Source organism: Microbacterium sp. MEC084 (assembly GCF_004514465.2).
Lineage (GTDB): Bacteria > Actinomycetota > Actinomycetes > Actinomycetales > Microbacteriaceae > Microbacterium.
On record NZ_MYFP02000026.1, the window covers coordinates 1 to 19,555 of the forward strand.

The window sequence follows — 19,555 nt, forward strand, 5'->3', positions numbered from 1 at the left end:
CGTGCTGACCCCCTGCCGGTCGCCGGCGTCGACCTGCGCCTGCCGCACCCACCGGCGCAAGCTCTCAGCGCCGAAACCGAGCCGCTTCGACACCGTCTCGCACGCGGTCGTGAGGTTCGGGTACTCATCGAGGTGATCGAGCACGAGCCGGATAGCGCGCTGCTTCGTCTCCTCCGGAATCCTCTTCGGCATGATCATCATCTTCCTTCCAGACTCGAAAGGAAGCGGCATCAAACCGGGGACGGTTCAACGTGCTGGAGGGGCCGGCGAGTGTGGGGTTGGAGCGGAAGTAGGGGCGCGGCTACGAGCCTGAGCCACTGGCTCCGAGCGGCTTCGCTCCCGTGCGCTCGCGATCCCGGATCGAAGCGTTGCGACTACGTCAGGGCCGCGTCATCGGGAGCGCCCGCGCAGGGAATGCACCCATCAGGTCTCAGCGAGCTTCTTTGAGATCACCTCTGCGTGTTGCACGGCGACGGCGCGCAGGTCGGCGGACGGGTCGAAAACGAGCCTGCCCTTGTCGCGGGTGGCATCGAATGCGGACGGTAGTGCTGTGTGCGACCAGATCGGAAGGACGCGCCCTTCCTCAAATAGGGGCTTGAACTGCTCGCTCTCGAAGATTGTCCATCGTTTGGACCCGTAGAGCGGCCCGAGGATCGCTACTACATACCGACAGCCAGAGGCATAGATCGGGCCCAGGTAGGACTGTACGTCCTCTCCCAAGATTCTGTGCTGCTCGTTGAAGTCGTAGAACACCGCGTGACCGTTATCCTCGAGGGCATCGCGGAGTTGCTCCGCATAGGGACGGTCCTCGCCTGCGAACGAGAGGGCGACATCGTATGTCTCAGTGTGGTCGACATTCGTGAACCCGACCTCCCTGATGAAATCTCCCCAGGAAATAGATCTGAGGTAGTACACCAGCATGGGATCCTCGACTGAGAGTACCTTAGTGTCGGGATCGAAATGCATTAGGCGGGAGATATCCGGTTTGTTTGTAAGGTCAGCAAGGTAGCCGCGGTCGACCACCAACCCGACAGAGACCTTTTCGGTCGGATGGGTTCGCATTTCGGTCGGGAGGTGAATGCTCCACGACTCTGAATCAGCAAGCCAACGGAGGACATGCAAGTAGGGTGCTCGCCCTCCGGGGCGGAATCGCGTGCCGCGCGCAAAATCTCGAACGGCGTCGCCGAATCTCTCCTTCTGCTTGCTCACAACCAGGCGTTGCACTGCGGCGTAGGCCGTGTCTACTGGAGTGAGCTCAGGGGCTTCCTCGGCCAAGCCGGCCTCGATGCATGCATTCCATGCCAAGAGCTGGGCGATGTAGAAGCTTCCTTGGGAGTTGTCGACGATGTTCTGCTTCGCAGCCAAAGAAACGTTGAGGGCGGCCTCTCCTGCCTCGATGACTGCAGTGATCTTGTGTGCCGGTTCAGTTTCAAATCGGATGGTCTCGATCCTGTTAGCCACGTCACTGCTCGACTCGACAAGCGCTCGACCGGCGTCGGGGATGCCGAGGATCACGAGCTTGGTCGTCGGGTCCTCGTTGTCAGCGGAGACTTTGAGAAGATCGGCGATGGTGCTCTTTGTGGAATCGTCAAGGCGATGGAAGTCGTCGATGACGACTATTCCCGGTGCGGTGATTCGAGGGAGCTCGGAGATGTACTCCGCGTCCTCGGCCTTTCGTGCGCTGAGCATCGTGGATTTGCCATCGAGCCCCAGTTCGGCCAGTGCCTTCTCCACAGCCGTCGACTTGCCAATCCCTGACGGGCCCTCGACTACGACTCCTCGCCCGCGAGTACGCAGCGCGACTTTTAGGCGCCCGTATGCTGAAGGGGGAACGAAGGTGTGGGTGGGGACTCCTGAGACCTTGAAGACATCCTCGACTCGACGAGGGTCTCGAGACGGAAGGCTTTCGGTAGGCGGCACAATGCAAACGCTACACTCTGAAGCTGCTGCGCGAGCGGGCGGCCCGTAATCTTCGTAGCCGAGGGTGCTGGAGCATCGCGGCCCAACCTGCTATGCCCTCGAGCCTGAGGGCTTATTATTGGAGCGTGCGTCGATGACGACGATGGAGTTCTCGCCGCGGAGATCCAGCTCCTTCAGCACGGCATCGACCTTCGCCACGTCCGCGTCCGTGTAGCAGATGATCATCTTGACCGACGTGCGCGTGCCGTTTGCCTTCTCGTAGATCTCGACCTGGTTCTGGAGGTTCCGTTTCAGTTGGCTGTTGCTGGCAAGCTTGATCTCGATCAGCGACTTGTCGACGGCCCCTTTGCTCACTTTGAAGTCCACGGGACCGCGCCCGTTGTTGACCTCGCGGTTCACGTCGAACTCGCTGCCGAAGAAGACGAGACCGAAGAAGAGCTGAACCTCCTTCTCCGTGGCGAGGGGACGTTCCTGGCCGGATCTGTTGAGGAGCCGGTAGCCGTCCTGGTTCTCGACATACTGCTTGAAGCCGTGCGCGCGGGTCAGCGCCTCGTCGTAGCTCGTGACCGGCGTCAGGTATAGCGAGGTATTGGCGTGGATGTCTTCGACGACCTTCTGCACCATCTGCACGAGGATCTCGAAGACCTCCTGCCGCCGTCGTGCGCTCAGGCCGACTGCCTGCTCCCCCGTGTCCTCCTTCTGGCGGATGTAGTAGTCGATGACCTCGGGAAACTGGAGGATCGCCGCAGCGGCCAGCTCTGAGTACTCCTTCTTCGTGGGATTATCGCTCAGCTTCTTGAAGAGGTAGTTGTTGACCTGCGCGCGAAGCTGCTCATCTTCGATGGCGTCGGGGATGCTGCTGAACTCGCGCACGAGGTCGGAGCGACTGATCCAGGTGTCGTCCTTAGTGAGCATGTCCGCCGGGGTGAGCAGAACGTAGTCCCCGCGGAGCGCGGGTAGCTCATACTGGCGCGACTCCCAGATCTCGGTCTCGTAGTTGAAGACTGCTCGGGCGACCGAGAACATGCCACGCCGGTCCGGCGACAGATGCGCCTGCGCGAACGCCTGCGTGTACTCCAGTAGGTAGCCCTTGATGAGGTTCGTGGTGAAGTCGCTGATGTTGTCGCGCCCGACGCCCTCTTTGATGAGCGCGAGCTTCTCCAGGTGGACACCCTTGGTGATCGACTCCGACCCGAACCCCTTCAGGATCGAGCCGAGAGAGCTGTGCAGTGCGCGGGCGAAGTCCTTGCCGAGTCCACTCCCCGAGTTGCCGAGGACGGCGAACCCGAGCCAGTTCTGCTTCACCTCCGGGAACATGTACCAGGACTTGATCAGCCCCGGATCGAGATCAGGCGCGGCGCGGTCACGGAGGAATATGAGGTAGCGGATCATTCCGTCGTGCAGATCGCGGTACTCCTGCTTCTTGCTGTTGAAGAGCAGGAAAGGGTCTACGAAGAGAGGCAAATCGGAGGCAAGGCTCACATCGAACGCGCCGTAGTCCTCCAGCAGCTTCGGTGATATCCCGAAGTGCTGGGAGAAGTACAGCTCGATGACCATCCGGCTCATGCCCCCACGAGTTGCAACAGGTGGTCGTAACTGGTCACGCCGTGGTACCTGACTCCCGGTGTACCGGCCACCTGCTCGAGCTTCTCGAAGAGCTTGTTGGCGCAGTCGATCTTCGCCTTCTCAGCGCCGCGCAGCTCCAGAGACGATAGGGAGAACTTGGTCTCGGCAACGAAGTAGACATGCTTGACAGCACCGTCGTGGAAGGCGATCGCCCAATCAGGGTTGTAGTAATCGAGCGGAGTAGGAATCTTGAAGCCGCGCGGAAGCTTTGTGAAGACGGATACCTCTTCGCTGATATCGAGCGCCGCACCGAACTCACGCTCGACCTGCGAGTCGTCGAGGACGTACTCGTAGACGTTCTTGTTCGGAGTGTGCACTGCCTTCGAGAGATCATGTGAGGTCTGATTCTCGGTGAAGATCGAGGTGTGGTAGCGGTCTTCGAGGATGTCGTACTCGATGTGCTCGACCATCGTTGCGGCGGCTTGCTCGCGGATGAGTCGGGCAGCCTCCGTGATGAACTGCTCTGGGTTCTGCTTAAACTTCGCAAACGTGTCGGGCCTGACGCCGCGAAGGATCGTCGCAACGGTGCGGCGGGTGAGCTTGGTTTTCTCAGCGATCTCGCCGATCAGGTCGTAGGGAATCGTGGAGCTTGCGCTCAGTGTCGACTCCGACGACTTGGTTCGAGTCACCTTGAAGCTTTCCCCAGCCTCCAGGTGCTCCGCCTCGATGACGTCACGTTGGACGCCTTCGGTCACGACGTACCGGAGCCGTGCTACTTCGAGTGAGGTGTCGAGGACGCGCGTGCAGTTGTCGATGAGTTCCTGTGAGTCGAACTCCACTTGGTACACGACGCGGTGGTTGATGCGCGCCCAGAGCTCCTGGAACTCCCTCTTGTTGAAGTTCGCCTTATTCATCGGCACGATCTTCGCCTTGCGGCCGTCGTCGACCTTCGGCGCCTGGATGTGCAGCGAGTCGATCAGGTCGGCGACCTGGTAGAAGTACGGCTGGAGCGCCGGTGGCATGGCCGGGATCTCGGGGAGGTCGCTGCGGCGAAGCCACTTGTCAGTGAGGTGCTGGTCGTAATCGATGAAGTCGTGCTTGATGAGCCAGTGGTGGAGTTGCTTCGCCTCGTCGAGCGTGACCTTGTGCTCGGCTCCAGCGATTGCGTCGCGCAGGACAGCCCCGACGAAGAACTCGGGCGTCGCCTTCCGCGGCCGCGCGCTGAGCAGGCCCAGTGTCTCCTTCTGGAATCCCGCGACGAAGTCGACGTAGGACTCCTCGGTGACGACGGTGAGCACGTTGATGTCGTGGACGGTAACGGGATCGTCTGCCCGGTCGCCGTTGTGGTCGACGGCAAGACGAAGGCCGCGCCCGACCTCCTGGCGACGCGAATCTCCAGCGGTCGCCTTCTTGAGGAATCCGAGTGTGAACACGTTTGGGTTGTCCCAGCCTTCTCGCAGCGCCGAGTGGCTGAAGATGAACCGGAGCGGGTAGTCGCGGTCGAGCAGCTTCTCCTTGTCACGCAGGATGGCATCGTATGCCTCGGCATCTTTGGACAGGCCCTTGCCCTTTTCGTCGGATGCCTCCGATGCATCACTGTCGACCCAGCGCCCGGTCTTCTTGTCGACGGAGAAGTAGCCGTTGTGGATGCTGCGAACCGCATCGCGCTCCAGGAACGCCCGGTACGCCTCCTCCGATTCATCAAGGCCGAGTTCGCTGAACCGCTCTGCCTTGAGCGCCTCGTACTCCTGCTCGAAGACGCGGGCGTACTCTCCGAGTCCGTCGGGCTGGTCGTAGTCGCGGTACTTCTGCACCTCGTCGATGAAAAAGAGTGAGAGCACCTTGATGCCGTGACCGAAGAGCTGCCGCTCCTTGTCGAGATGCGCGCGGATGACCTCCCGGATCTGGAGTCGGCGCTTCTGTTCGTCGGTCACATCGTTGGTGATCTGCCCGCCTTGGAGCACCTGTCCATCCATTAGCGTGACGGTGTTCGCGATCGCGTCGATGTCGTCGATGACCAGGCCCTTGTACGCTTCGACGCCGCCGGAGATGTCGTGAAGCCGGTCGCCCTTCTTGACCTTGAACGTCTTGGGCCGGATCTCGCCGTGCAGGGGCTGGTGGTTGATCTCAATTCGAGCCTTCGGGAAGTCCGCACCCTTACCGAGTTCGATACCGTCCACATAAAGGTACGCGCTGCTCCCAGCGAGCCCCTTGACGCTGATGCCGCGCGCGGCAATCTTCTTGACCAGTTTCTTGTTGTAGGCATCGAGGGCATCGAGTCGGTGCACCTTGTTGTGGTCGATCGCATGGGTCGCCGAGTAGCGCAGGGCGAAGAGTGCGTTGAAGCGCCCGAGCGCCTTCAGGGTCTCGCTGGGCCTCGACGGGTTGCTGCCGAGTCGCTGTGGTTCGTCGATGATGAGGATTGGGCGGTTCGCGGCGATCACGTCAATGGGGCGACGGGACTTGAAGCCGTCGAGTGTCTTGAACATCTTCAGGCCGGAGGACTTGCCGGTCTCGGCGGCACCCCGGTCGGCCTTCTTCGCGTCGCGGTTGAAGTTCTGCGCGTTGATGATCATCACCTGGATCCCGGTGTCCGATGAGAAAGTCTCAACGTCCTGGAGATGGTCCGAGTTATAGACGAACGCCCTGGCCTGGGTCTTGTACTCGGCCAGGAAGTGGTCGGCGGTGATCTCGAAGGACTTCTTCACCCCCTCGCGGATAGCGACGCTGGGGACTACAACCACGAACTTCGACCACCCGAACTGTCGGTGAAGCTCCATGATCGTCTTGATGTAGACGTAGGTCTTGCCCGTGCCGGTCTCCATCTCGACGTCCAAGTTCAGCCCTGCCGCCGGGCTGGCGATAAGCTCTCCCGACAGCGGGAGCCCGCTGATGCGCCGCTGGACGACTTGGATGTTATCGAGGAGCTGGGCTGGGTTCAGCAGCAGCGCGCTATTGCCGTAGCCCGTCTGGGCTGCGGCGTCATCGACGCGGTGATCCAGCTCGGGCTGGCCGCGTCGGCCGGTCGTACGACCGGGGTCGATCTTGTAGGTGATGTTGTCGGCGAAGGGCTGCCGATGCACTGCGCGGAAACAGTCCACAACCGCGTCGACCACAGCAGTCTGGTACTCCTGGACCTTGAACTGCAGCTTCACGGGGTCAGATCACCTTCACCGCGGTGTCGGGCGAGAGCTGCCCGAAGATCTGATACGCGTTGATCGCAGCGTCGTCCGAGGCGAAGCCGGTGTCTTTGAAGACGACCTTCTGCGTGGTGTCGGCAGCAGCGCGCAGCGCGAGCGCACGGATCAGGGCTTCGTCGAGCTGGCCGTCCAAACAGGCGAGTAGCGCCCCATCCTCGACGGAGTAGACCTGATGCCCCTCGATGATCTCGACGGTGATCGGGGCCGAGACATCGAGCCCCCATGCGATGAGCACTTCGATCAGCACGTCCAGTGCGCCGCGGTCGCCCTTGACGCTCTCAACGAGGTCCAGCAGCGCCTCCTGGTTGGCGACATCCGGGGTCGTCGTGATCTCCCTGAAGTTGCTCGTGTCGACGGTGAACGCTCGGAAGCCGACGTCGCCGTTCCAGTCCGACGGCGTGCGGCTCGCCAGAATCTGCGCACCGGCCTTCTGGATGCGAATCTTGGTCAGCTCGGCGATGGTCAGAGGCTTGTCGAGCTCCTGGAGGAACTTGATCGCGTTCTGAATGGTCGTCTTCGCCGAGCCGGTCGCCGACTTGAGGTTGTCCTCGAGCAGCTCGGGGAGCTGCACCAGGAGGACCGGACAGTTGAGCCCGGTGCGAGCGCAGAGGTCGAACACCGCTTCGGCGGTCGTGCCGGACCCGGCGAAGAAGTCCATGACGATGCCCCCCTTGCCCCCGAGGACATACTCGAACAGCCGGGACAGGACCTCATGGTCCTTCGGGTTGTTGAACACCTTGGCACCCATCAGTGCCCTCAAGTGCTTCACCGAGGTCTGCGACTGCCGATAGAAGTAGGTGCCTCGGACCTGGACGGCGAGTTCCGCTTCTCCCTCGTTCTCCTCGGCCTCGTCGTCGCTGACGTCGGAACCCTCACCTTCGACGGGTCGAAGATGTGCCTTACGGAATGGTGTCGCTTCGGGGTCTTCTTCTCTGAATACGACGAGGCCAAGCTTGATCTGGCGCTTCATCTCCTCGGGATCGCTGTAACGCCAACCCGCGTCAGGGATCCTAACGGGCGTACCGGTTGCCGGGTTGATTACGTCATACGTCGGGCCGTTACCTCCGGGCCACGAAATGTCGCGGTCTCGCCACGGTCCGTTTGCGTCGACACGCTTATACCGTGCCCACTTCTTTGACGGGGCCGTGCGTGGGAGTGCGGCGAACCATGCCGACAAGTCCTTCTCGATCGCTGCGTCGTCGGACCCGTGCAATTCACGAAGCCTCGTGTACTCATCCCAGATTTCACGCGCGCCCGGCTTCTCCTCCCGCCAAACGGTCTTGCGTTCCCGGAGGGTCGACTTGGACTTCGCGTACACCATCACGTACTCATGACCAGTCGAGAAGAGCTTCGCGTCGTTCTTGCGCCCCTTCTCCCACACGAGTTGCGCGATGAAGTTCTGCTCCCCGAAGACCTCGTCCATGAGACGGCGAAGCGATGCCTGCTCGGCGTCGTCGATGCTCACCAGGATCACGCCGTCTTGGGCGAGGAATCGCTTGGCGAGGCGGAGCCTCGGGTAGATCATGCTCAGCCAGTCGGAGTGGAATCGCCCGTTCGCCTCGGTGTTGGAAATGAGCTTCTCGCCGACCTCGTTGATCTGGCGCGACTTCCAGAGGTACTCCTGCGTAGAGGACGAGAAGTCGTCCCGATAGACGAGGTCGCCGCCCGTGTTGTACGGCGGGTCGATGTAGATCAGACGCACCTTGCCGAGGTAGGACTCCTGAAGGAGCTTCATCGCTTCGAGATTGTCTCCCTCGATGAAGAGGTTCTTCGTCGTGTCGAAGTCAACAGAGTCAGCGAGGTTGGGCCGCAGAGTCTTGGAGATGGGGGCGTTGGAGGCGAACTCGGCGGCGAGCTTGCCCGGCCAGTTGATCTGGTAAACCTCCTTCCCCTCGACGACGTAGTCGCTCAGCTCCTGCCGCAGCGCCTCGAAGTCGACCTGGCGAACGAGATTGCCGTCGTCATCCATCGCCTCGGTGACGATGTGCGGGAACAGGGCCGCCAGTGCGTCGACGTTCTTGCGCGTTACGTCGGCTGACTGCAACTCCAGCTTTTCCAGCTTCGTCATTTCTTCCTCTCACACCAGCGCTGCGAGCGCGGCTCGGCGGTCTTTCAGTTCTCGGCGTAGCTCGACCTTGCGGTTGAGTTGGGGCTCGGCGCGGAGCTTCCGCTCCAGTGCGGTGATCTCGCGTTGGAGCTTCGTCGCCCGCTCCATTCTGTCCGCGACCTCGGACAAGGACTCGCCGCGGCGTGTCACGATCGGGAGCAGTGCGGACAGCAACGCCTCGTACAGGGCGGACAGGTCGATCGCGGCCGGCAGCGGAGAACGGGTGGCATCGCCCGGAAGCCATGGGGTCGTGAAGTACGCCCCGACCTTCGGGGCCGTGCCACTGAGCGTCTTGTGCGCCGCGACCGTACGCACCTCATTGCCTCTTAAAACTTCGAAGATGATCGGAAAATGAACCGCCTTGTCGATCGCGGTCAGCACGTCCTTGCTGACGTCATCGCCCTTCGCCTCGACGGTGAAGACCTGGATTTCCGGCACGGCGTCCGTGCCCTTAAGCCGGACCGTCGACTCGGCAAGTTTGTAGGCCCAGGTCACGCGCTGGACATCGTCGACGAACTTCTCACGCAGTGCGGTGCGGACGTTTCCGTGCTCGTAGAATCTGGTCTTCGGCACGACGCGGCCGAACTTCGCGGCCGGCGGCCACCGGTACAGGACGGGCTCAGTCATCGGCTGGCTCCTCGACGACGGCGAGGAATGCGATCAGCTCGAAATCGTCGAGCCCGGCGATGGTCTGCACGAGCGCGGTGGTGCGACCGGGGCTGAAGAGGCTGTCGATGTCGCGCTCTTCCGTCACCTCGATCATCGAGCGGATTGCGTCGGTGAGCAGCGCCGAGTAGCGACTCATCTCGGCTCCGTCGCGGGTTTCGGCGTTGAAGGCTGCAACGACGTCGGATACGGGGTCGTCGATGCCTCGGCAGCCCGCGCGCACGAGGTCGAGGAGGCGCTTGGCCTCGGTGTGTTCGGCGACTACCTGCCCATCCTGCCCGAGATAGACCAGGTAGTGGGGGTGCAGTCGGTTGCCCCGGTTCACGTCGTCAGGCGCATTGACGTTGCGCAGGGCGAAGATCACGCCTGGCGGGAGGCCCTTTGCTTCGTCCGCGGGAATGACGGCGTGGAGGCCCAGCTGGTGCCCGTGCAGATCGCCGTGCTGCTTGATGTAGCCGAGCAGATCCATGCGGAAGTCGTTGAGCCCGAGATCGGTGATCGAGACACCCACGCGGGCATCTTCGAGATCGATGACCTCGTCCTGCAGGCGCCGCAGCTGCTCGCGTCGGTAGGCGGCCTCGGAGCTTCCCGGGTCGAGCACGTTGTCGTCGCCGGTGCCAGCGATGTCGGCGATGACCATCCGACCTTCGACGCGTTCCTTGAGGTTGATGTACGCATCGAGTGACATGTCGGGCCAGAAGTTCACGAGTTGGATGACGTCGTTCGTCGACCCGATGCGGTCCACTCGGCCGAAGCGCTGGATGATGCGCACCGGATTCCAGTGGATGTCGTAGTTGATGAGGAAGTCGCAGTCCTGGAGGTTCTGCCCCTCGCTGATGACGTCGGTGCCGATGAGCACGTCGATCTCGCGAGTCTCGCTCGGCATTGTCAGCTCACGCTGCTTCGAGCGCGGCGAGAACATCGTCATCACCTGCTGCGCGTCGAAGCCCTTCCCTAGGGTCGTGCGCGCACCACTCGTCCCGCCTGTGATCAGCCCCGTCTCGATGCCATGACGCGCGAGAACCGGGGCGAGCTCTCGGTATACGTACTCCGCCGTGTCTGCGAACGCCGAGAAGATCAGCACCTTCCGGTTTCCCGGGTTAAGGGGGTGGGCCACCTTGTCCTCGATGACGCTCAGCAGGCGCCGGAGCTTGAGGTCGCGGTCGGGCACCACTCGGGTCACGTCCGCGAGCAGAGTGAGCAGGATGGCCCGATCCGCGTTCAGGTCGTGCCGCCAGGAATCGACATCGATGTCCGCCAGCGCGATGCGCACATCGCCGCCGACGACCAGCGACGCGAGCTCGGCGTCATCCGGCTCATCGGTGTCCAGGTCCAGCCCGGTTGTGCCCGTGCCAGTGACATCGTGGCCCGCATCCAGCTGGCCGAGCATGTCGGCGGTGATCTGCTCAAGCCGGCCGAGCGTAAGTCGGAATGCCTCGACCGAGCTCTCGAGCCGCTTGAGCAGGTTCACCGTCATGAGCTTCTTGATGCCCTTTTCGCGGCCCTGCTGTCCGAGATTCCCTCGGGCGGTGCCCTCGGTGACGCGTGAGGCGTCGACGTACTTGCCGCGACGCGACTCGAAGACATAGTCCAGCGGCGTGTACACGGCGAGCTCGAGGCCCTGCAGTCGATCGAAGATCTCGTCGAACGCGGGCACATCCGCAAGATCCGTGAGCGGCTCGCGGATGGAGACCGGCAGACGCCGCTTCGGGAAGGCGCCCACGTCGCTCATGTCGTAGAACGCTTGAATGTGCTTGCGGGAGCGGGCGATCGTCACGGCATCCAGCAGCTCGAAGAAGTCGAAGTCGAGCATCTGCAGCAGGCGCTCCGCCGTGCGGGAATCTGGCTCGAGTTTCGACCAGTCATTGAACGCGCGTTGCGCCTCGCGGAAGACGTTCTCCACGGAGGTCGAGAGGGTCAGGTGCTGGGTGAGGCCTTCGCTTTCGCCCTCATAAGCGAGCTGCAGTTGGTTCTTGAGGTCGTTGAACCGGTTGTTCACCGGAGTCGCCGACAGCATCAGCACCTTCGTCTTGACGCCCTCGCGGATCACCTGGCGCATCAGCCGCTGGTACCGCGACTCCTTCTCCTCGGAATAGTCGGCATTGCGGAAGTTATGCGATTCGTCGATCACGACGAGGTCATAGTTGCCCCAGTTGATCCGATCCAGTCGGAGGCCAAGCGACTCGCCACGTGTGCGAGAGAGGTCGGTGTGCGCGAGCACGTCGTAGTTGAACCGATCGCTCGCGAACAGGTTGGTCGTGAGGTTGGCGTTGTAGTTCGTCCAGTTCTCGGCGAGTTTCTTCGGCGCCAGGACGAGCACGCTCTTGTTGCGCAGCTCGTAGTACTTGATGACGGCCAGGGCCGTGAACGTCTTCCCGAGGCCCACGCTGTCGGCGAGGATGCAGCCGTTGTAGGTCTCGAGCTTGTTGATGATCCCGGTCGCTGCGTCGCGCTGGAAGTTGTATAGGCTCTGCCAGACCTTCGTGTCCTGGTAGCCGGTCCGGTCGTTCGGGAGGACGTCTTCGCTGATGTCGTCGAGGAACTCGGAGAACAGGTTGTAGAGAATCAGGAAGTAGATGCGCTCGGGGCTGTTCTCCGCGTACACGCTGGCGATGTGCTCTGCGACCGCGGCGGTGACGTCCTCCACCTGATCCGGGTTGTTCCAGATCTGGTCGAACAGCTGCATGTACTGGCTGGCCATCGGCGTCTCGTCGACGCGGTGGACCATGTTCGAGACCGCGGCACCTGACTCGTACCCGAGGTCGGCCGTTGTAAAGCCCTGGACAGGCGTGTACGCGGCGCGGTCATCGACGACGACGAACTGCTGCATCGGCTTGCCCGTAGCGTTTGAACGGAAGGTCACCTTCCGGCGCACCCACTCCGCGCATTCCTTGGCGATCGCGCGCTGGGTGAGTCGGTTCCGGAGCCGGACCTCGAACTCGCTTCCCGCGATGCTCGACTCGGCACGATCGCCAGGTATGAAGAACTCGCGGCGCTCCTTGCGAAGCTTGTCCGTCACCTTGTCAGCGACGAACGAGGGAGCGGTGAAGATGAACTCGAGCTCCGAGACGCCCTCGAGTTCCTTCCGCAGGGCCTCGAATGCGAAGATCGAGAATGTGGAGGCCGCGATACGAACCTTGGAGCCAGGGGTGATCTCCTGCTTGAGGTCGTCGCCGAGCAGGTCAGAGACGTTGTCGATGATCCGCATCTTCGCTCACACCCCAATGGGCGCCGAACGTGGGAAATCGGCGCGGCGCGTCGATGAGGTCAGCAACTGGCGAGTCTCTTTTCTCGATGCGTAATGCGTTCTCGACTTGAGGTTATCCGCAGCACGTCACTCCTCGACCAGCATCCAACGCTGTTCGAGTGGAAGATCCGCCTTGATGTCCGCAGGCAGGCTCGCGTAATTCTCGAAGATCGCGCGCAGCAGGCGCTCTTCGTTCCACACGGCGATCTTGAACTTGTGACCCGCGAGCAGGGCTCTCGCGCGACTATTGACGCCACCCAGCGCGACGAGTAGCCCCTGCTCCGCGCCCTCGCGCGTCACGGCTCCGTGTAAGGCATTGACTACGGGGTCCCCGACTGCGGTCTGCTCCGACTTGACCTGCACGACGATGCGAGGCGGATCCATGCCGAACACGCCTCTGCCCGCCAAGATGTCGACGCCTGCGTCGGTGCCCGGTGTCGGCCGCTGCGTCAGCGTGAATCCTTCCGCCTCCAGGACCGCGGCTACAAGGTCTTCGAGGCGACTGCCCTTGAACCGAGTGCGGATGCGGTTCGAGATCCGATCGCTGATCTGCACATCCAAATCCGCGCCAGCTTCGGCTGTCGCGTCATCGAGCTCTGCATCATCGGTGAGCGCAGGCTTGCGTGTAGTACCGCTGGTTCGCGGGCCAGGGTCTACCCTGTCAGGCCCCGACGCGACGAACGCGATGCGGTGTGGGGCGTCATTTCGTGAAACCTGGAACACCGTCGAGAATGCGCCGATCGAGTAGAGCAGATCTTGTTCGAAGACAGTTCGCGGGATCTCGGTCTGCAGCCATTCGACATTTCGTCGGTGACGCACCGACTCGGGCCCGCTCAGGTCGAAGAAGTATGGCCCGGTAATCCTGCCGATGTGCAGCTGTCGCGTGGCCTTCTGCGGCAGGACCACGAGATCGCCGATGCTCATTCGGCCTGCGAACGCCCAGAGCTGCGCAGCCCAGTTCGCCCGCGCTTTCTCCTTCTCCTCCGGCATCAACTTCGCCGCGAGCGCGATAACGTCGTCGCGGCTGCGCATCCCCGACATATCCGGGTACTCGCGGAAGTCGATGCCCACGAAGCCGTCTTTCAACAGCAGCGCGTCGTTATCGCCCTGCTTACCGCCACGCACGACCCATACACGAGGTTCCGAAGCCAAGAGATCTCCTTCTGCAGTCACTGATCACGCTATCCCCGTTAGGCGCGGGCACGAAGCCCTTCTACATTCTCCAAGACCACTGATGATCCCGAGATCACCGACGAGGACGCGATCGGGCATGATCTGCTCGGCGAAGAGGCGGCGTAGGCGGGGCAGGCGAGCTTGCTCATGGACCGTGGTCCACGCGCGCTCAGCCGATGACGAGCCTCAACTTCAAGTGCCTGAACAGGTCGAACGGCTCGTGGCAGTCCACGCCCAGCTCGGCACAGGCGTCAGGGATCTTGATGCGATTCTTCCGGTCCGGGTTCTTGATCTCGTGAGTCACGATCGTGTGCTGACCCGATAGCGCGAGCGACACGAGCCGGTAATCGGCCGCGGCCAGGAAGTCCGTGCGCGCGTTCTGCTGGAAGCGGCTCGAGGGATCCATCGTCCAGGCGGTGACACGCTGAAGGGCCTGCAGATCAGCCGCGGACTCTTCCAACCAGAACGACGGCGGCAGGGTCCGCGCCCATTCGGTGAGCTGATCCTCCTGCCGGAACAGCTCCGCTCGGACGGCCGTCGTAGACGCGATGTCGTGCTCCTCGTGCGCGTCCTGCAACCAGTACCAGAAGCCGGGAGCGATGTCGAAGCCGTAGTACCGGTTCTTGGCGTCGATGAAGACGTTCGCGTCGAGGAGGTACGTCACAGGTGAAGCACCTCCTGCGCATACCGGTCGATCTTGGAAGTGCTCGACAGTCCGAGGAGGCGCATGGCGTCGGTCAAGCTCGTCGCCCCTGATCGGGCGTCGGTGATCACCGCGCGCGACAAGCGCTCCCCGACGCGGTACGGAAGGTTGGCGTAGTAGTTGCCGCCATCCGTCGAGGTGTCGTTCAGCTTCGCGGCGGCCCGTGCTCGCTCTTCCACACGACGGTAGACCTCGTCGAAGCCGTCACGTGGGACTGCGCCGATCGCGCGCAGTTGGAGCAGGATCGTCGGAGTGCTCGCGACGTAGCGGCTCGCGAGGCGATCGAGCTCGCTGTACAGATCAGCATCGCTTCGGAAGACCTGGCGCAGGTCATCTGTCGGAACGAGCACCTCGGCGGCGAGCCGGTTGCACCAGCCCTCTGCATCCGCGCCATCGTGACGGGGGCTCGGCTCGTCGAGCGCGCTCTCGCGCCGAAGTACGTGCCCCAGCTCATGGATCAGCGTGAAGATCTGGCCCGTCTTCGTGTCGTCGTGGGTGTTGACGAAGATGAGGGGCGCGACGCGATCGTAGAGGGTGAAGCCGCGGAACTCCTCGCGGCTCAGCGTGCGCTGAGTGTTGTTCGTGATCGTGCCCGCGAACGTTACCAGCACACCGAGTTCCTCGACCGACCGCTTAAGCCGACGGCGCACCTGATCGCGCGGGAGGCCGGCTCTCCTGGAGACAGAGAAGTCGAGCGCGTCGCGGATCTCGCCAGCCAGAGTCGAAAGCCGTGTGAGCTGCGGCAGCTGCGGCGGCGCGAGGCCTTCACGTATCGAGTAGTCGCGATACCAGTCCTGACGGAAGACGCTCTCGTCGATCACCTCCCGCAGTTCGGGGCTCGGAGTGCGCGCGTCACCACCTGTGCCAAGGCGGTAGTCCGGGATCGGGAGCTGCAGCTCGGGCGGCTCAGCCAGGAAGAAGATTCCGAACGGCAGATGCGAGAAGCTCGCGATCTGCTCGACCTGACGAATGGTCGGCGAGCGCCGTCCTGCAGCCCAGTCATCCCATTGCGGAAACCGGTGGAGGAACGCCACGTGATCGCGCTGAGAGTACGCCTCCGCCCATCGCAGGATGCTGGGTGCGATCGCGACATGTGCACTCATCGGCGTCCTCCCTGGCAGTGGGCGTGCGGATATGTGAAGCGTACGGTTCGCGTGCCGGTCCGGCGTGCTTCAGTGCCGGGTGTGCGTCAATTGTGCCGTGTGGACGAGCGGCGGAGCTTTCGTGCGTTGCGCCCGCTCATCCGCACGCGGTCGGTCCCCGGTGTCCGCGGGCGCGGGTAGCGTCGACCGGGGAGGACCGGATGACGGATCGGGCGATGCGGAGCGCGCGGGAGGAGCTCGCGGCGCTCGCCCGCGCGGGCGGTGCGCAGCTGCTGGAGCTGCCGGCGGCGGAGGATCCGCGGTCGGCGGCGGTGCTCATCCTGTTCGGGGTGCTCGACCGCGTGCCGAGCGAACGCGTTGCGCACGACGCGGCGGTGTCGCGGGACCTCGATGTGCTGCTGCTGTCGCGGGCGGCGACGCTGCGGTCGCATCCGGGGCAGGTCGCGTTTCCCGGTGGGCGCGTGGACGACGGCGACGCCGATGCGATCGCCGCGGCGTTGCGCGAGGCGCGTGAGGAAACGGGGCTCAATCCGCGCGGTGTCGAGGTGCTGGGCGCGCTGCCGGCCGTGCCGATCGCGTTCTCGCGGCACCTCGTGACGCCCGTGCTCGCGTGGTGGCGGGATCCGTCGCCCGTGCGCGTGATGGACGAGGGGGAGTCGTCCGCGGTGTTCCGGGCACCGGTGGCCGACCTGCTGGATCGGGCGAACCGCGGGGTGACCGTCATCCGGCGCGACGGGCGAGAGTGGCGCGGGCCCGCGTTCACCGTGGCGGACGAGGGCGGGACGCATCTGGTGTGGGGGTTCACCGCGATGGTGCTGGATGCGCTGTTCGAGCGGCTCGGGTGGACCGAGCCGTGGGATCGGGAGCGGGTTGTGCCGTTGGAGGGGTACTAGGGACGCGGGAGGCTTGGTGGGTTTCGRCTCGCTTCGCTCGCTCAACCCGTTTCGTCTCCGCTCGCTGGCGCTCGCTCCGCTCAACGASCGGGGGTGGGAGGAGCTCGCTCAACCAGTGCACGGGTGGGGCGGCCCTCGTGCGTGATCGGCGGGGTTAGCGTGGGCGCATGAGCGTCGGACTGGATGCCGCGATCTCACTGGGGAACCGCTTCGCCCGGGAGCTGCCCGAGCTGGCGATCCCGTGGCAGGCCGAGGAGTTCCCGGATGCGCGGCTGCTGGTGCTGAACGAGCCGCTGGCTGCCGAGCTGGGGCTGGATCCGGACATCCTGCGCAGCCCCGACGGCGTGCGCATCCTGACCGGCAACCTGGTTCCGGAGGGCGCCACGCCCGTCGCGCAGGGATACGCCGGCCACCAGTTCGGCGGGTACTCGCCGCGCCTCGGCGACGGTCGGGCGCTGCTGCTCGGCGAGGTGACCGACACCGCGGGCCGGCTGCGCGACATCCACCTGAAGGGCTCGGGGCCCACGCCGTTCGCGCGCGCGGGCGACGGGCTCGCGGCGCTCGGGCCGATGCTGCGCGAGTACATCGTGAGCGAGGCCATGCACGCGCTCGGCATCCCCACCACGCGCTCGCTCGCCGTGATCGCCACGGGCCAGACGGTGTACCGCGAGACGGCGCTGCCCGGCGCGCTGCTCACCCGCGTCGCGAGCAGCCACCTGCGCGTCGGGAGCTTCCAGTACGCGGCCGCGATGCGCGATCCCGAGCTGCTGCGGAGGCTCGTCGATCACGCGATCCGGCGCCATCATCCGGAGCTGCCCGGCGCCGACAACCCGGCGCTCGCGCTGTTCGAGGCGGTGGTCTCGGCCCAGGCGTCGCTGATCGCGCGGTGGATGCTCGTCGGCTTCGTGCACGGCGTCATGAACACCGACAACATGACGATCTCAGGCGAGACGATCGACTACGGGCCGTGCGCGTTCATCGACGCGTTCGACCCGGGCGCGGTCTACAGCTCGATCGACGTGAACGGGCGCTACGCGTACGGCAACCAGCCGCTCATCGCCGAGTGGAACCTCGCGCGCTTCGCCGAGGCGCTGCTTCCGCTGTTCGACGACGATCCCGAGCGCGCGGTGGAGATGGCGCAGGATGCGCTGGGCGCCTTCCGCGAGCAGTACGGGGCCGCGCTCGCCGCCGGCTTCCGGGCGAAGCTGGGGCTGCCCGAGGCGGTGGACGGGGCGGTCGCCGCCGAGGTGATCAACGACCTGAGTGCGCTCATGCAGCAGAGCCGCGTGGACTGCACGTCGTTCTTCCGGCGGCTCTCGGACGCCGCGCGCGGGCGCCCCGAGCAGGCGCGGGGCGTGATGCTCGACCTCGCGGCCTTCGACGCGTGGCTCGCGCGCTGGACGGCGCTCGAGCCGGACGCCGACGCGATGGACGCCGTCAACCCCGTCTACATCCCGCGGAACCACCTGGTCGAGGAGGCGCTCGCCGCAGCCACGGCGGATGACCTCGGGCCGCTCGAGCGGCTGATGTCGGCGCTGGCGCGGCCGTTCGAGGAGCGGGTCGGGCTCGAGCGCTTTGGCGAGCCGGCGCCGGACTCGTTCGGGCCGTACCGGACGTTCTGCGGCACGTGAGCCCGGCGGCGTCCGCCGGTGTGGTCGCCCGGGTCGCGCGGCGCGGGTAGCGTCGACCGTGGGGAAGGGAGCCCACCATGTCTGCATCGCCCGAGGTCGCCGTCAACGCCGGCAAGGAGGGGCGCGCGCACCGGTTCGAGACCCTCGACGAGGCGTTCCAGCGCTATGGCACGCCCGCCCCGAACCAGGCGCTCGTGCGCCGCATCGTCGAGAGCGCGGATGTCGCCGGCATCGTCGGATTCCGCACCTACTTCAAGCTCGAGCGCCGCAGCGGTCCCGCGCTCGAGGTGCACGCGGGCTACACGAACGGGTTCCGCAACGAGAGCGACGCCGTGCGCCTGGCCGGCGACATCGAGCGCTGGCCGAGCCGGCGATTCCAGGGCGCGTGGGGAGTCACGCACCCCGAGACGCGGCCGCGCGCCGCGCAGTCGGCGTCGCGCCGGTTCGCCGGTTCGCGGGTGGCGGCGACGCCGCGCCCCTCGGCGGTCCCCGAGCGCGCCGAGGCGGTCTGCCCCACGTGCTTCATGGTGCTGCCGCGCACCGGCGTCTGCGACACCTGCGGCTGACGCGGGGCGGTTCGGGCGTCCGACGCTCGTCCACAGGAAGCCGGTTCGGGGAGTTATGCACCGATTTCCTGGTTTTGGGGGTGGACCTGGGGTTCCGGGGTCTGGATGTCGGTGGCCCGGAGGATGATCGGGGTATGACGTTCCTCGATGACTTCCGGGCAGCGGTGACCGCTGCGGCGGCCGCCGCGCCGGGCGACGCGTCGGTCGTGCTCGGGATGTCGGACGAGGATGTGGTGGCGCTGGTGGAGGCGGCGACCGAGCTGGTGCAGATCGGTGAGCGGAGCCGGTTGATGGGTGTCGGGGTGGTCGCTGCGCGTTCGTCTCGGGACGCAGGGCACGGCGGGTTGGCGCAGGAGCGCGGTCACCGCAACGCCGTCGCGTTCGTGCAGGAGGTGTCCGGGACCTCGCGCGGGGAGGCGGCGCGGCAGGTGCGGCTGGGACAGTCGCTCGTGGAGACGGCGCAGTCCGAGGAGGTTCCCGCGGAGCCGGATGCGGACGTTCCGCCGATGGAGGCGCCGTGGCATGCGCCGCTGGATCGGGCGCTGCTGGACGGGGTGCTGACGTCGGCGCAGATGGATGCGATCAGCCGCGGGCTCGGGCGGCCACCGGAGGGTGCGGAGGAGGCGTGGCGGGTCGCGTGCGAGCAGCTCGCCGGCGTGGCGGGCGAGTACACCGTGGAGGACCTGGGCTCGGCGGCGCGGGCGGTGCGGGATCAGCTCGACGTAGAGGGGGCGGAGGCCCGGTACCTGGCGCGGCATGAGAAGCGGAGCCTGCGGATGT

Annotated in this window: 12 protein-coding genes and 2 pseudogenes; 4 read left to right on the top strand and 10 right to left on the bottom strand. The window is 64.6% G+C overall.

All coding sequences use genetic code 11. The features are described 5' to 3' along the window. The 10 genes and pseudogenes from B5M43_RS13800 to B5M43_RS13845 all read right to left on the bottom strand — a co-directional run. Positions 1–192 (bottom strand): annotated as a pseudogene (locus B5M43_RS13800) (IS3 family transposase); the annotation flags it as partial. A 231-nt stretch (positions 193–423) separates the two neighbouring features. Further along, positions 424–1,734: a TIR domain-containing protein gene (locus tag B5M43_RS15400; protein WP_134746878.1), complete on the bottom strand. Its 1,311-nt coding sequence runs from the start codon at positions 1,732–1,734 to the stop codon at positions 424–426. Positions 1,735–2,010: 276 nt separating this feature from the next. After that, positions 2,011–3,477, bottom strand: a complete 1,467-nt coding sequence (locus B5M43_RS13810; protein WP_230668183.1) for a hypothetical protein — start codon at positions 3,475–3,477, stop codon at positions 2,011–2,013. A gap of 5 nt (positions 3,478–3,482) precedes the next feature. Then, complete coding sequence (locus B5M43_RS13815) at positions 3,483–6,641, bottom strand: DEAD/DEAH box helicase family protein (RefSeq protein WP_134746876.1); 3,159 nt, start codon at positions 6,639–6,641, stop codon at positions 3,483–3,485. 4 nt (positions 6,642–6,645) lie between these two features. Further along, complete coding sequence (locus B5M43_RS13820) at positions 6,646–8,754, bottom strand: site-specific DNA-methyltransferase (protein ID WP_205829542.1); 2,109 nt, start codon at positions 8,752–8,754, stop codon at positions 6,646–6,648. 9 nt (positions 8,755–8,763) lie between these two features. Continuing rightward, positions 8,764–9,420, bottom strand: coding sequence for a DUF4391 domain-containing protein (locus B5M43_RS13825; RefSeq protein WP_134746874.1), 657 nt, complete (start codon positions 9,418–9,420; stop codon positions 8,764–8,766). Further along, a complete protein-coding gene (locus B5M43_RS13830; protein ID WP_134746872.1) occupies positions 9,413–12,667 on the bottom strand; it encodes a helicase-related protein in 3,255 nt (1,084 codons plus the stop codon). Before B5M43_RS13830 ends, B5M43_RS13825 begins: the two co-directional genes overlap by 8 nt. Before the next feature lie 126 nt (positions 12,668–12,793). Beyond that, complete coding sequence (locus B5M43_RS13835) at positions 12,794–13,831, bottom strand: restriction endonuclease (protein WP_134746870.1); 1,038 nt, start codon at positions 13,829–13,831, stop codon at positions 12,794–12,796. Between the two features lie 217 nt (positions 13,832–14,048). Beyond that, complete coding sequence (locus tag B5M43_RS13840) at positions 14,049–14,543, bottom strand: DUF4411 family protein (RefSeq protein WP_167626818.1); 495 nt, start codon at positions 14,541–14,543, stop codon at positions 14,049–14,051. Next, the gene (locus tag B5M43_RS13845; protein ID WP_134746866.1) at positions 14,540–15,685 is read right to left on the bottom strand and encodes an ImmA/IrrE family metallo-endopeptidase; all 1,146 of its coding nucleotides are present in this window, start codon (positions 15,683–15,685) and stop codon (positions 14,540–14,542) included. The genes B5M43_RS13840 and B5M43_RS13845 overlap by 4 nt, the downstream gene beginning before the upstream one ends. A 215-nt stretch (positions 15,686–15,900) precedes the next feature. Between B5M43_RS13845 and B5M43_RS13850 the strand changes: the two genes are divergently transcribed. The 4 genes and pseudogenes from B5M43_RS13850 to B5M43_RS13865 form a co-directional block, all read left to right on the top strand. Next, on the top strand, positions 15,901–16,578 hold the full coding sequence (locus B5M43_RS13850; protein WP_230668185.1) for a CoA pyrophosphatase: 678 nt from the start codon (positions 15,901–15,903) through the stop codon (positions 16,576–16,578). Between the two features lie 167 nt (positions 16,579–16,745). Continuing rightward, entirely contained in the window at positions 16,746–18,209 is a 1,464-nt protein-coding gene (locus tag B5M43_RS13855; RefSeq protein ID WP_134747346.1) for a YdiU family protein, read from the top strand. A gap of 77 nt (positions 18,210–18,286) precedes the next feature. Further along, on the top strand, positions 18,287–18,775 hold the full coding sequence (locus B5M43_RS13860) for a hypothetical protein (RefSeq protein ID WP_134747343.1): 489 nt from the start codon (positions 18,287–18,289) through the stop codon (positions 18,773–18,775). An 80-nt stretch (positions 18,776–18,855) separates the two neighbouring features. Next, positions 18,856–19,555 (top strand): annotated as a pseudogene (locus B5M43_RS13865) (HNH endonuclease); the annotation flags it as partial.

Bases quoted from the DNA above. Each gene is read 5' to 3' on its own strand.
- B5M43_RS13855 (WP_134747346.1), top strand. From the start codon at position 16,746: ATGAGCGTCGGACTGGATGCCGCGATCTCACTGGGGAACCGCTTCGCC.
- B5M43_RS13820 (WP_205829542.1), bottom strand. From the start codon at position 8,754: ATGACGAAGCTGGAAAAGCTGGAGTTGCAGTCAGCCGACGTAACGCGC.
- B5M43_RS13860 (WP_134747343.1), top strand. From the start codon at position 18,287: ATGTCTGCATCGCCCGAGGTCGCCGTCAACGCCGGCAAGGAGGGGCGC.
- B5M43_RS13825 (WP_134746874.1), bottom strand. From the start codon at position 9,420: ATGACTGAGCCCGTCCTGTACCGGTGGCCGCCGGCCGCGAAGTTCGGC.
- B5M43_RS13830 (WP_134746872.1), bottom strand. From the start codon at position 12,667: ATGCGGATCATCGACAACGTCTCTGACCTGCTCGGCGACGACCTCAAG.
- B5M43_RS13810 (WP_230668183.1), bottom strand. From the start codon at position 3,477: ATGGTCATCGAGCTGTACTTCTCCCAGCACTTCGGGATATCACCGAAG.
- B5M43_RS13850 (WP_230668185.1), top strand. From the start codon at position 15,901: ATGCGGAGCGCGCGGGAGGAGCTCGCGGCGCTCGCCCGCGCGGGCGGT.
- B5M43_RS13845 (WP_134746866.1), bottom strand. From the start codon at position 15,685: ATGAGTGCACATGTCGCGATCGCACCCAGCATCCTGCGATGGGCGGAG.